The 11,803-nt window shown below is 70.7% G+C and carries 11 protein-coding genes; 2 read left to right on the forward strand and 9 right to left on the reverse strand.

All coding sequences use genetic code 11. From position 1 onward, the window contains the following. The 7 genes from ACFVX6_RS33575 to ACFVX6_RS33605 all read right to left on the reverse strand — a co-directional run. Window positions 1-125: chorismate synthase (locus ACFVX6_RS33575; RefSeq protein ID WP_389697980.1), on the reverse strand; the 125-nt coding region annotated here is incomplete at its 3' end. A gap of 149 nt (window positions 126-274) precedes the next feature. Next, entirely contained in the window at window positions 275-1,102 is an 828-nt protein-coding gene (locus tag ACFVX6_RS33580; RefSeq protein WP_389697931.1) for a shikimate dehydrogenase, read from the reverse strand. A gap of 6 nt (window positions 1,103-1,108) precedes the next feature. Continuing rightward, entirely contained in the window at window positions 1,109-2,833 is a 1,725-nt protein-coding gene (mltG, locus tag ACFVX6_RS33585; RefSeq protein WP_389697933.1) for an endolytic transglycosylase MltG, read from the reverse strand. Window positions 2,834-2,960: 127 nt separating this feature from the next. Next, window positions 2,961-3,431, reverse strand: coding sequence for a Holliday junction resolvase RuvX (gene ruvX / locus ACFVX6_RS33590; RefSeq protein WP_243334308.1), 471 nt, complete (start codon window positions 3,429-3,431; stop codon window positions 2,961-2,963). A gap of 2 nt (window positions 3,432-3,433) precedes the next feature. After that, window positions 3,434-6,103 (reverse strand): alanine--tRNA ligase, encoded by a 2,670-nt coding sequence (gene alaS / locus ACFVX6_RS33595; RefSeq protein ID WP_389697936.1) that lies wholly within the window; start codon window positions 6,101-6,103, stop codon window positions 3,434-3,436. After that, a complete protein-coding gene (locus ACFVX6_RS33600; protein WP_389697938.1) occupies window positions 6,103-6,465 on the reverse strand; it encodes a DUF6167 family protein in 363 nt (120 codons plus the stop codon). The genes alaS and ACFVX6_RS33600 overlap by 1 nt, the downstream gene beginning before the upstream one ends. 8 nt (window positions 6,466-6,473) lie before the next feature. After that, window positions 6,474-6,914: a DUF948 domain-containing protein gene (locus ACFVX6_RS33605; RefSeq protein ID WP_389697940.1), complete on the reverse strand. Its 441-nt coding sequence runs from the start codon at window positions 6,912-6,914 to the stop codon at window positions 6,474-6,476. Between the two features lie 169 nt (window positions 6,915-7,083). On the opposite strand from ACFVX6_RS33605, the gene ACFVX6_RS33610 reads away from it, so the two are divergent. Then, the gene (locus ACFVX6_RS33610; RefSeq protein WP_389697942.1) at window positions 7,084-9,342 is read left to right on the forward strand and encodes an ATP-binding protein; all 2,259 of its coding nucleotides are present in this window, start codon (window positions 7,084-7,086) and stop codon (window positions 9,340-9,342) included. A gap of 35 nt (window positions 9,343-9,377) precedes the next feature. Here the strand turns inward: ACFVX6_RS33610 and rpsD are convergent, their stop codons facing one another. Next, the gene (rpsD, locus tag ACFVX6_RS33615) at window positions 9,378-9,989 is read right to left on the reverse strand and encodes a 30S ribosomal protein S4 (RefSeq protein WP_008740451.1); all 612 of its coding nucleotides are present in this window, start codon (window positions 9,987-9,989) and stop codon (window positions 9,378-9,380) included. Window positions 9,990-10,044: 55 nt separating this feature from the next. Here rpsD and ACFVX6_RS33620 point away from each other — a divergent pair, with 55 nt between their 5' ends. Beyond that, entirely contained in the window at window positions 10,045-10,935 is an 891-nt protein-coding gene (locus ACFVX6_RS33620; protein ID WP_389697944.1) for a DUF2470 domain-containing protein, read from the forward strand. Between the two features lie 4 nt (window positions 10,936-10,939). On the opposite strand, the gene ACFVX6_RS33625 is transcribed toward ACFVX6_RS33620, so the two are convergent. After that, entirely contained in the window at window positions 10,940-11,647 is a 708-nt protein-coding gene (locus tag ACFVX6_RS33625; RefSeq protein WP_389697946.1) for an HNH endonuclease family protein, read from the reverse strand. Window positions 11,648-11,803: the final 156 nt, after the last annotated feature.

An 11,803-nucleotide genomic window follows, 5' to 3' on the forward strand; every position in this document is an offset into this window, starting at 1 on the left:
GTGGTCACCGGAACGCCCGCGGGAAGCCCCTCCAGCGTCGCCACCAGAGCCGGGCCGTGGGATTCTCCGGCCGTCAGCCAACGCAACCTGCTCAACGATGCTCCTCGTGCTCGCGCCTGATTCATCGATGGCGCGATCGGGTGCGCGGCCCTGACCCGCCTTGACCCGATCCTCCCATGTCCGGGCCCGTACACCGCCCTCCGGTCCAGCTATCGGACGGCGGCGCACCTCGGCCCGGGGTGACATGTGGATCTAGGAAGGGTTCCGGTTCCGCTCAGTGGCGGGCGCGCAGCGCCGCCTCGCCCGCGGCGCGCATGGCCGCGAGCGGGGCGGTGGGGCAGCCGGTCATCAGCTCGACCTGGAGGACCGCCTGGTGGACCAGGAGGTCGAGGCCGCCGAGGAGCTTGCCGCCCCGCTGCGTCCAGGCCGCCGCCAGGGGCGTGGGCCAGGGGTCGTACAGGACGTCGAAGAGGGTGCCCGCAGCGGCGGGCACGGAGCCGGCCAACTCGTCCGTCGCTCCGGCCGGGGTGGTGGCGATGACCAGCGGCGCGGCCAGCGCCTCGGCCGCCCGCGACCAGTCGGCCGTACGCACGTCCACGCCGAGCCGCTCGCCCCATTCGCGCATCTCCGCGGCCCGGGCCTCGGAGCGTACGTACGCGGTCACCGGGCCGGTGCAGATCCGGGCCAGCGCGGCGAGCGCCGAGGAGGCGGTGGCGCCCGCACCGAGGACGGCGGCGGACTCCACCTTCTCGACGCCCTGCTCGCTCAGCGCGGCGAGCAGGCCGGGGATGTCGGTGTTGTCACCGACCGTGCGGCCGTCCTCGGTGAAGACGACGGTGTTGACCGTCTCCACGGAGGCGGCCGTGTCGCTGATCTCGTCGAGCAGCGGGATGATCGCCCGCTTGAGCGGCATGGTCAGCGACAGCCCGGCCCACTCGGGGCCGAGCTGTGCCATGAAACCGAGGAGCGCGGCCTCGTCGATCTCGAAGCGGTCGTACGACCGTTCCCCGAGGCCGAGCTCCTGGTACGCGGCGCGGTGCAGCACCGGCGAGAGGGAGTGCTCGATGGGCGAACCCAGCACCGCGGCCCGTATCCGTGACATGTCCTGCTACCCGCCGTTCTTCTGCTTCTGCCGTTCCTGGAACTCGGCCACGAGCTTGAGGTGCTCGTCGTAGGTCTTGGTGAAGGTCGTCTTGTTTTCGTCGACCGCCACGAAGAACATCCAGCCGCCGTGGTCCGGGCTGAGCGTACCGTTCAGCGCGTCCAGGCCGGGGTTCCCGATCGGGCCCGGGGGCAGTCCCGCCACGTTGTGCGTGTTGTACGGGTGGACGAACGCCTTGGCTTCCTTGACGTTGAAGTTGATCTCGCTCTGGCCCTTGATGTAGTTGTACGTCGAGTCGAACTCGATCTTCCGGTTCGTGACGTCGTTGGTCTTCTTGAGGCGGTTGTAGACCACCTCCGCCATCTTCCGGAAGTCGTCGTGGTTCTTGCCCTCGGCGTTGACGAGGCTGGCGACCGTGATCACCTGGAGCGGGTTGTCCAGGCCCAGCTCCTTGGCCTTGCCCTCGACCCCGAGCTCCGTGTACTTGTCCGTCGCGTTCTTGACCATCTGCTTGAGCAGGGACTCCGGGGTGCTGTCCTTGGTCAGGTCGTAGCGCATCGGGTACAGGAAACCCTCGAGGGGGTCCATGATCTTCGGATCGTTGTTCGCCCAGGCCGGCAGGCCGAGGGTCTTGGCCTGCTTGAAGGCGATGTCCTTGGTGGTGCCGGCCGGCTTCTCGAGCTTCTTGTCGATCGCGTCGTAGACCGTGCTGTTGCGCATGCCCTCGGAGATCGTGAGGACGTGCAGCTTCGAGGGGTCGGTCATGACCTCGACCGCGGCGGCCGCCGACATCTTCTTCTTCAGCGGATAGATGCCGGGCTGGATCGACTTGCCGTTGGGGGCGCTGCTCGCGGCGTCCACGAATGCCTGGGCGCTCGCGACGACGCCCTTCTCCTTCAGGATGCGGCCCATCTGGCCCAAGCCCGCGCCCTTGGGGATCTCCACGTCGACGGTCTCGTCGATGCCGGAGCCCGCGAAGTCCTCGGCCGAGCCGAACTTGTCCTTGATGTAGCTGTAGCCGTAGTAGCCGCCACCGCCGAGCACGCCGACGATGACCACGGCCGCGATGAGGCAGGCCATGCCGCTGCGCTTCTTCGGTTGGCCGCCGGAGCGGCCCGACCTGCGGCCGCCGTTCCCGCCGTCGTCGCCGTCACCGTCGTCCTCGCCACCGTCTCCGCCGGCGAGGAAGGTGTCCGCGGCCTGGTCGGCCTCGGCCTCCCCCTCCCGCCAGTCGTCCTCGGTGTCCAGGTGCCGCATGCTCGGGGGCCGCGGCGGCGGAAAGGCCTCGGGCGTGCCGTAGAGGTCGGGGGCCTCGCCGGGGTAGCCGCTCGTCTGCTGCTGCGCGTACGGATCCGCGCCCGCGTACGGGTCGGCGGCCTGCGGGACCGGGGCGTACTGGCCCTGCCCGGTGTCCCAGACCTGGCCCTGGCCCCCGTACGTGTCCTGGTTCTGCTGGTACTGAGGGTGCTGCTGGTGCTGCTGCGGGTGCTGGGGATACGGCACCTGCTGTTGCTGCTGCTGGTACGGCATCTGCTGGGCCTGGGGGTACTGGCCCTGCTGCTGCGGGTAGTAGGCCTGCTGGGGCTGAGGCTCCTGCTGGTACTGCTGCGGGCCTCCGACGTAGGGCATCTGACCCTGCTGGGCCTCGTGCCCGGTCCACCCCTGGTCCCCGTACTGCGGGTCCTCGGGGTGCCACGGTTCGGGGCCAGGGCCCCGGCCATACTCAGTCATCGATCCCCTAGCGCGCCGCAGGGCGTTGGCCGCGACTCCGTCTGCCGCGACACACGGTTCCGCCTCTTCTGATGGGCGACGGCTGTTCGAATGCCGTCACATCGCGCGGAACGTTACCGTATCGCGATCAGACAACCACTTCGACGCACTCACCGGGCGGATTACCTGATACCCGTTCGGTCTCCAGGGCGTTCTGAAGGATCACCACGGCGGCCGCCTGGTCGATGACCGACCGGCTCTTCTTCGCGTTCTTCCCCGAGGCCCTCAGCCCCTGGGCCGCGGTGACCGTCGTCATCCGCTCGTCCACCAGACGCACCGTCACGGGCTTGATGCCCTTGGCGAGTTCCGTGGCGAAGGCGCGGCACTTGGCCGCGGCCGGCCCTTCCCGCCCGCTGAGCGAGCGGGGCAGACCGACCACCACCTCGATGGGCTCGTACTCCGCGACGAGCTGCCGCAGCCGCCGGTGGGCGAAGGGGATGTCCCGGCCCGGAACGGTCTCCACCGGTGTGGCCAACACCCCATCGGGGTCGCACGAGGCGACCCCGATCCGGGCGTCACCGACATCGATGGCCAGACGGCGGCCGCGGCGCAGTGTCATCTTCAGGCCGTCTCTACGACGAGGCGCTCGACCGCGGCGATGGCCTCGGGGATGGCGGCCGGGTTCTGGCCACCGCCCTGGGCCACGTCCGGCTTGCCGCCACCGCCGCCACCGAGGGTCTTGGCGGCCGTACGGACCAGGTCGCCGGCCTTGAGACCGCGCTCGCGGGCGGCCTCGTTGGTGGCGATGACGGTCAGCGGGCGGTCGTTCGCCGTGGTGAACAGGGCCACGACGGCCGGGCGGTCACCTTGGATGCGGCCGCGGACGTCGAGGACCAGCTTGCGCAGGTCGTCGGCGCCGGTGCCGTCCGGGACGGTGCCGACGACGAGGGCGACGCCGTGGATGTCCTGGGCGTTCTGGGCGAGACCGGCGGCGGCCTGGAGGACCTTCTCCGCGCGGAACTTCTCGATCTCCTTCTCGGCGTCCTTCAGCTTGCCGAGCATGGAGGCGATCTTCTCCGGCAGTTCCTCCGGACGGCCCTTGACCAGCTCCTGGAGCTGGGCGACGACCGTGTGCTCCTTGGCGAGGAAGTTGTACGCGTCCACGCCGACGAGGGCCTCGACGCGGCGCACGCCGGAGCCGATGGAGGACTCGCCGAGCAGCTTCACCAGGCCCAGCTGGGCGGTGTTGCCGACGTGCGTGCCGCCGCACAGCTCCTTGGAGAAGTCGCCGATGGTCACGACGCGCACGCGCTCGCCGTACTTCTCGCCGAACTCGGCGATGGCGCCCTGCTTCTTCGCCTCGTCGATGCTCATGATCTCGGCGGTGACGTCGAGCTCGCGGGAGAGCACGTCGTTGATCTTGTGCTCGACGTCGGTGAGGACCGAGCCGGGAACGGCGTTCGGCGAGCCGAAGTCGAAGCGGAAGCGGCCGGGCGAGTTCTCGGAACCGGCCTGGGCGGCCGTCGGGCCGAGCGCGTCGCGCAGGGCCTGGTGCGTCAGGTGCGTGGCCGAGTGGGCGCGGGCGATGGCCCGGCGGCGCTGGATGTCGATGGCGGCGTACGCGGAGGCGCCCACCGTCACCTCGCCGACCTGGACGGAGCCCTTGTGCACGGAGACGCCCGGGACCGGCTGCTGCACGTCGCGGACGACGATGACGGCGCCCGAGTCGAGCTTGATGCGGCCCTGGTCGGCGAGCTGGCCGCCGCCCTCGGCGTAGAAGGGGGTGCGGTCCAGGACGACCTCGACCTCGTCGCCCTCGGAGGCGGCGGGCGCGGAGACGCCGTTGACCAGGAGGCCGACGATGGTGGACTCGCCCTGGTTGGTGGCGTAGCCGGTGAACTCGGTGGCGCCGGAGCCGTCGGCGATCTCCCGGTAGGCGGACATGTCCGCGTGGCCGGTCTTCTTGGCCTTGGCGTCGGCCTTGGCGCGGTCCCGCTGCTCCTGCATCAGGCGGCGGAAGCCGGGCTCGTCCACGGCGAGGCCCTGCTCGGCGGCCATCTCCAGGGTGAGGTCGATCGGGAAGCCCCAGGTGTCGTGGAGCAGGAACGCCTTGTCCCCGGCCAGGACCGTGCCGCCGGCGGCCTTGGTCTCGCTCACGGCGGTGTCGAGGATGTTCGTGCCGCCCTTGATGGCCTTGAGGAAGGCGGCCTCTTCGGCGAGCGCGACGGTCTCGATGCGCTTGCGGTCGGTCACGAGCTCCGGGTACTGCTGCCCCATCGTCTCGATGACCACGTTGACCAGGTCCTGGACGACCGGACCGGTGGCGCCCATGAGGCGCATGTTGCGGATGGCGCGGCGCATGATGCGGCGCAGCACGTAGCCGCGGCCCTCGTTGCCGGGGGTGACGCCGTCGCCGATGAGCATGGTCGAGGTGCGGATGTGGTCGGCGACCACGCGCAGCGAGACGTCCGTGCCCTGCTCGGCGCCGTACTGCACGCCGGTCAGCTCGGTGGCCTTGTCCATGACCACGCGCAGGGTGTCGGTCTCGTACATGTTCTGTACGCCCTGCAGGATCATGGCGAGGCGCTCGAGGCCGAGACCGGTGTCGATGTTCTTCGACGGCAGGTCGCCGAGGATCGGGAAGTCTTCCTTCCCGTCGCCGGCGCCGCGCTCGTACTGCATGAAGACCAGGTTCCAGATCTCCACGTAGCGCTCGTCGTTGACGGCGGGGCCGCCCTCGACGCCGAACTCGGGACCGCGGTCGTAGTTGATCTCCGAGCAGGGACCGCAGGGGCCCGGGACGCCCATGGACCAGAAGTTGTCCTTCTTGCCCAGGCGCTGGATGCGCTCCTGCGGGACGCCGACCTTGTCGCGCCAGATGGCCTCGGCCTCGTCGTCGTCGAGGTAGACCGTGATCCAGAGCTTCTCGGGCTCGAGGCCGTAGCCACCGTCCGCCACGGAGCTGGTGAGCAGCTCCCAGGCGTACTTGATGGCGCCTTCCTTGAAGTAGTCGCCGAAGGAGAAGTTGCCGCACATCTGGAAGAACGTGCCGTGGCGGGTGGTCTTGCCGACCTCTTCGATGTCCGGCGTACGGACGCACTTCTGCACGCTGGTGAGCGTGGACGCCGGCGGCTTGACCTCGCCGAGGAAGTACGGCTTGAACGGCACCATGCCCGCGGGCACCAGCAGCAGAGTCGGGTCGTCCGCGATGAGCGACGCCGAAGGGACAACGGTGTGACCGCGCTCCTCGAAGAAGCTCAGCCAGCGGCGGCGGATTTCAGCCGACTCCATCAGTGGTCCTCATTCCGGTTGTACGTCCCGCCCGAGTGGTTCGAACGGTACGAGTTCTGGTCGTTCTGGTCCTGCTCGATGGCCCGCAGCCGCCGCGGCCCGGGAAGGGCGGTGACGTTGCCGGGCAGGTCGGGATCCTGGTGGAGTCCCAGTGCGTCGTTCAGCTCGTCCTCGCGCTGCGACATTCCCGACTTGACGTCGAGGGCGAAGTCCTTGAGGCGGTGGCCCGCCTCGATCGCCTTGTCGGCGGCCTGGGCGGCGAGGCTCTCCGGCGTCAGCTTCTTGAGCTGCCGGTTGACCTTGGTGGTGGCCCACACGCCGGCGGCTGCGCCGGCGGTGAACCAGAAGGCTCGGCGGAACATCGGAGATCTCAGCCCTTCTGCTTCCGGCGCCGGGCCGCCGGCACCGTACGGCCGACGATCACGGTCCGTCGGGAGGTCTTGCCCGGCGCGTCCTGCGGGGTCGCGCCGCCCTTGCCCAGCGCCTTGCGGACGCCGTAGCCGAAGGCCGCGACCTTGACGAGCGGGCCGCCGAAGGTGGACGCCACGGTGGAGGACAGCGCGGAGGCGTTGGAGGTGACTTCCTGTACGTCGCTCGCGATGGCGTCGACCCGGTCGAGCTGGGTGCGGGCGGAGCGGACGGTGGTGGAGGCTTCCGCGAGCAGCGGGACGGCCTGCTCGGTCACGTCGGCCACCAGCTTGGTGGTCGCCTTCAGCACCTGCGCCAGCCTCACCAGCACCACGGCGAGGAACGAGACGAGGATGGCCCAGAAGACGGCCACGAGGATCCCGGCCACCTCTCCACCGGACACGTTCACACCGCTCTCTACAGATTGATCACCAAGCGAAAAAGTCGTCCTCCGACCCTATCGCGCCGGAGATCCGCCGCAGTACCGGAAATCCGGGGCGCCACCCCTGCCGGGCGTCCGGGACCGACCCGCCTTGTACGCAGCGCATGCGGACCAGTACGCTCCGTGTCCCATGCGACAAAGACCCATTCCACGAAGGACGCCGGGCAATCTTCCCTCGGACCTGAGCGGCTTTGTCGGGCGGGGCGGAGAACTTTCCGAGCTGGGGCGGCTGCTGGACGCCTCGCGGCTGGTCACGGTGACCGGCGCGGGCGGCGTGGGCAAGACCCGCCTGGTACTGGCGGCGGCCAGGGCTGCCGCCGACGCGGCGGCCGGTCCCGTCCGCCCTTCCGACGCGGGCGGCCCCGCCGATCCGGCGCAGGAACGCTACTTCGACGGGGTGTGGCTGGCCGAGCTGGCCTCCGTACGGGATCCGGCGCTGCTGGAGCTGACGCTCGCCGAGGCGCTCGGGCTGACCGACCACACCACCCGGCCGCCCCGGACGGTCCTTGCCGAACACCTGGCCGAGCGGCGGCTGCTGCTGGTGCTGGACGGCTTCGAGCAACTGGTCGACGAGACCGCCGACCTGGTACGGGACCTCCTGCGCCGCTCCCCCGGTCTGCGCGTGCTCGCCGCCGGCCGGCGCCCGCTGACCCTCGACGGGGAGCTGTCCTGGCCGCTCGCCCCGCTGGATCCCGAGGAGGCCCTGGCCCTGCTGATCGAGCGGACCTCGGCGGCCGATCCGGCCTTCGCCCTGACGGAGGCCAACCGTGCGGTGCTGGCCGAGCTGTGCGCCCGCCTCGACGGCCTGCCGCTGGCGCTGGAGCTGGCGGCGGGCCGGCTGCGCACCCTGTCGCCGGAGCAGGTGCTGTCCCGGCTGGAGGACCGCTTCGCCCTGCTGACGGGCGGCTCGCGCGGTGCGCTGCCCCGGCACCGGGCCCTGCGCACGGCGATCGGCTGGAGCCACGAGCTGTGCACGGCCGGGGAGCGGCTGCTGTGGGCGCGGCTCTCGGTGTTCGCCGGGCAGTTCGACCTGGACGCCGCCGAGTACGTGTGTTCGGGGCCGGACCTGCCGGTGGATTCGGTGCTGGACCTGGTCGGGGAGCTGCTGGGGCAGTCCCTGCTGGTCCGGGAGGAGACGGCGGCCGGGGTCCGCTACCGGATGCTGGAGAGCGTACGGATCTACGGGGCGGGCTGGCTGGAGTCGCTGGGCGACGCCCGGCGGCTGCGGCGCCGGCACCGGGACTGGTACATGGGCCTGGCGACCTGGTGCGAGCTGGACTGGTTCAGTCCGCGCCAGGAGGAGGTGGCCGCGCTGGTGGAGGCGGAACTGCCGAACCTGCGGCTCGCGCTGGAGTGCTGCCTGGACGAGCCGGAGGAGGTCCACCTGGGCCAGTACCTGGCGGGCACCCTGTGGTTCTTCTGGGCCGGCTGCGGCCGGCTCACCGAGGGCCGGCACTGGCTGGACCGGACCCTGGAGGGTGATCTCGGGCTCGCCGGGCCGGAGTACGAGACCTCCCGGCTGAAGGCACTGTGGGTGCTCGGGTACGTCGCGGCCCTGCAGGGCGACGCGGTGGCCTCGATGAGCGCGCTGTACGAGTGCCGGGACGGGGCCGCGCGGAGCGAGAACCCGGTGGCGGGCGCGTACGCCGTGCACCGGATGGGCTGTCTGGCACTGATCTCGGACGACATGGTCCGGGCCGGGGAGCTGCTCGGCTCGGCGCTGGAGCGCTACCGGGAAGCCGGGGAGCTCAACAGCAACGTGCTGATGTGCCAGGTGGAACTGGCGATGGCGCTGGCCTTCCAGGGAGATCTGGCGGGCGCGCTCTCCCTGTGCCGGGAGGTCCGGGACATCTGCGAGGAGCGCGGGGAGCGCTGGACCAAGGCGTACGCCCTGTACGTCCTGGCGTACGCGGCGCTGGACGCCGGGGGCACGGCCGAGGCGCGGCGGCTGCTGGCCGAGTGCGTGGCCATCAACCACACCTTCCGCGATCTGGTCGGGCTGGTGCTGGCGGTGGAGCTGCTCGCGCTGGTCACGGTGGCCGAGGGGCATCCGGCGGAGGCGGCGGTCCTGCAGGGCGCGGCGGAGCCCCTGTGGGACGGGGTGGGGATGCGGCTGTTCGGCTCGGGGTACTTCAACGCACCGCGGCTGATGTGCCAGGAGCGGGCGGGCGAACTGCTGGGCGCCGAGCGGTACGCGTCCTGCGCCCGCCACGGCCGGGCCCTGCCCCTGGACGCCCTCGTCGAGCGCGCCCTGCGCGGGCCGGAGCCGGCTCCCGTGCCGGCGGGGCCGCTGCCGAGGCCGCGCGCCACGGCGGATCGGCCGGTGGGCCACCCGGAGCCGAAAAGCAGGAAGCCCGCCGGCTCCCCCAAGGGGGAACCGGCGGGCTGAACCAGCCTGTGAGGGCTACGTCCGCTGGTACTGGATCAGCGGGCGTAGTACTCGACGACGAGCTGCTCGTCGCAGATGACCGGGATTTCCTTGCGGTTCGGGTCGCGGTCCAGGCGGAAGGCCAGGGCCTTCAGGTTGACCTGCAGGTAACGCGGGGTTTCGCCCTCGCCTGCGTAGCCACCCTCACGGGCAACCTGGAACGGAACCTTCTCGCGGCTGCGCTCGCGCACCGTGATGACGTCGTCCGGACGGACGCGGAACGACGGCTTGTCGACCTTGTCGCCGTTGACCTCGATGTGGCCGTGAACGACCATCTGGCGAGCCTGGTAGATGGTGCGGGCGATGCCCGAACGCAGGACCAGGGCGTCGAGGCGACGCTCGAGCTCGACGACCAGCGCCTCGCCCGTCTTGCCTTCGGCCTTCTTGGCGCGGTCGTACGCGCGGGCCATCTGACGCTCAGAGATGTCGTACTGAGCGCGCAGACGCTGCTTCTCCAGCAGACGAACCTTGTAGTCCGAGTTCTGCTTGCGGCCACGGCCGTGCTCGCCCGGCGGGTAGGGGCGGGCCTCGAAGTACTTGACGGCCTTCGGGGTCAGCGCAATGCCGAGGGCACGCGACTTCTTGACCTTGGGTCGCTTCTGGTTCACGTGGAACCTACCTCCATGTAAGTTAGGTGAGGCTTACCTTAGCGAGGAGGACGTAATGTCTCGACCACATGGGATCCCCCTGCCCAGTGCGCACCGAAGTTCAGATCCAAACGAAACAGGATCTGCTTTCGGCGACGATAAGCAAGGTCAGCCGCGTCCCAGGGAAGGCGTTCGGCAGCTCACCGGAGCCGAACGCGTACGAACCCTCGTAGAGTCCAACGCCTCAGTATCCCTCACGCTCCCCGGTGCTCTTGACCAGGGGGAGTTCGGGACAGGGATGCCGGCCGCAAGGACCGTCACCCCGGACGGGGACGTGATTCTCCTGGTATCAGGGGAATCCGCGGCTGCCAGGGCAGCCGCTCACGCCCAGGACGACGACCTCACCGCCGTGATCGAGATCACGGATGTGGCGCCGGTGTCCGTGCCCCATCGTATCCGAGGCCGCGCCTGGCTCGCCGGGTGGCTCACGCCGGTGCGCGGGGCCGCCGAGCGGGCGGCCTGCGCGGCGCTGCTGGCGGAGCGGCACCCGGTCGGAGAGCTCCTCGGCCTGTCCGAATCGCTCGAGGCCCCGTCCGCCGGCCGGCCCGCGTGGATGCTGCTGCGCCTGGAGGTCGGCGAGATCTCGGTGGACGACCTGTGGGGCGCCGAGCACGTGGACCCCGAGCTGCTGGCCGCGGCCGAGCCCGACCCGATGGTGGCCCACGAGACGGAGCTCCTCCAGCACCTGGCCTCTTCGCACGGAGACCGGATGGGTGATCTGTGCGGCCTGCTGGGCACCCGGGAGACGGCGGACCTGACGGCGGTCCCCCTCGCCCTGGACCGGCTGGGCCTGCGCGTGCGCTTCACCCGCGGCGCCACCGCCTTCGACGCCCGCTTCGACTTCCCGGAGCCGGTGACCGATGTCTGCGGCCTGCGCCGGGCCATGAGCACCCTGTTCGCCGGCTGACCGGCTACGGGCAGGTGCCGAGCGTCTCCTCCAGCGCCTGCTTCTCCGGCGGGGTCACGGAGAGCCCGTACTTCGCCTTGATCCCGGTGTACCGCCGCGCGTACTCGCACCAGTAGCCCTTCTGGGGCGGCTTCCACTTGTCCGCGGTCTTGCTGCTCTTGTCGTAGTTCGTCTGCTTGTCCACGGCGAGCAGCACGTCCAGGTCGTTGGCGTACTCCAGGCGCCGCTGCGGGGTCCACGCGTACGCGCCCCCGCGCCAGGCGGCGCCGAGGGCGACGACGTGGTCGGTCTGGATCTGCGAGGCGCGGCGGTAGTAATAGGGGAGCTCCTTCCCCGTGTACGGGTCCTTCAGCACTCCGGAGAGCACCACGCAGGGGTTCCTGTCGCCCTCGCGCAGCTCCCGGAGGTCCCGGCGCAGGACGTCGTCGCGGGTGTCGCACCCGTTGCGGCCGCCGATGGCGTCGGTCTCGTCGGACCAGTACTTGCCGAAGTTCTCGCGCTTGTACGTCTCCCAGTTCTTGCCCCACTCGACCTTGAGCTTCCCCAGCTGCGCCTTGGCGGTGGCCGCGGAGGGCGGGAACCCGGCGCTCGCGAGGGGGACCTGGGCGACGAGTGCGGCGGCGCTGGCCTGTGCCCTTTCGCCGTCTCCGTGGTGACACCCGCTGAGCAGCATCGCGGCTGCGACGGCGATGAGCGGAGCGGGACGTCCCATGCGACGGAGCCTAGGCCCGGGCCGCTTACCCCGCGCCCGCGACACGAGGCCGCTGCGCGGAGCGAAGCCCCCTACCCGCCCTTCCACCGTTCCCTGGGGCTCCGCCCCATACCCCGCGGGGGTCCGGGAGCTGGTCCCCCGGGAGCGGCGACGCAG

Source organism: Streptomyces sp. NPDC058289 (genome assembly GCF_042880975.1).
In the GTDB taxonomy this organism is placed as follows: Bacteria; Actinomycetota; Actinomycetes; order Streptomycetales; family Streptomycetaceae; genus Streptomyces; species Streptomyces stoeckheimensis.

What these genes read in the sequence shown, in the direction of transcription:
- ACFVX6_RS33580 (WP_389697931.1), bottom strand. Translation starts at nt 1,102, where the DNA reads ATGTCACGGATACGGGCCGCGGTGCTGGGTTCGCCCATCGAGCACTCC.
- mltG (WP_389697933.1), bottom strand. Translation starts at nt 2,833, where the DNA reads ATGACTGAGTATGGCCGGGGCCCTGGCCCCGAACCGTGGCACCCCGAG.
- ruvX (WP_243334308.1), bottom strand. Translation starts at nt 3,431, where the DNA reads ATGACACTGCGCCGCGGCCGCCGTCTGGCCATCGATGTCGGTGACGCC.
- alaS (WP_389697936.1), bottom strand. Translation starts at nt 6,103, where the DNA reads ATGGAGTCGGCTGAAATCCGCCGCCGCTGGCTGAGCTTCTTCGAGGAG.
- ACFVX6_RS33600 (WP_389697938.1), bottom strand. Translation starts at nt 6,465, where the DNA reads ATGTTCCGCCGAGCCTTCTGGTTCACCGCCGGCGCAGCCGCCGGCGTG.
- ACFVX6_RS33610 (WP_389697942.1), top strand. Translation starts at nt 7,084, where the DNA reads ATGCGACAAAGACCCATTCCACGAAGGACGCCGGGCAATCTTCCCTCG.
- ACFVX6_RS33620 (WP_389697944.1), top strand. Translation starts at nt 10,045, where the DNA reads ATGTCTCGACCACATGGGATCCCCCTGCCCAGTGCGCACCGAAGTTCA.
- ACFVX6_RS33625 (WP_389697946.1), bottom strand. Translation starts at nt 11,647, where the DNA reads ATGGGACGTCCCGCTCCGCTCATCGCCGTCGCAGCCGCGATGCTGCTC.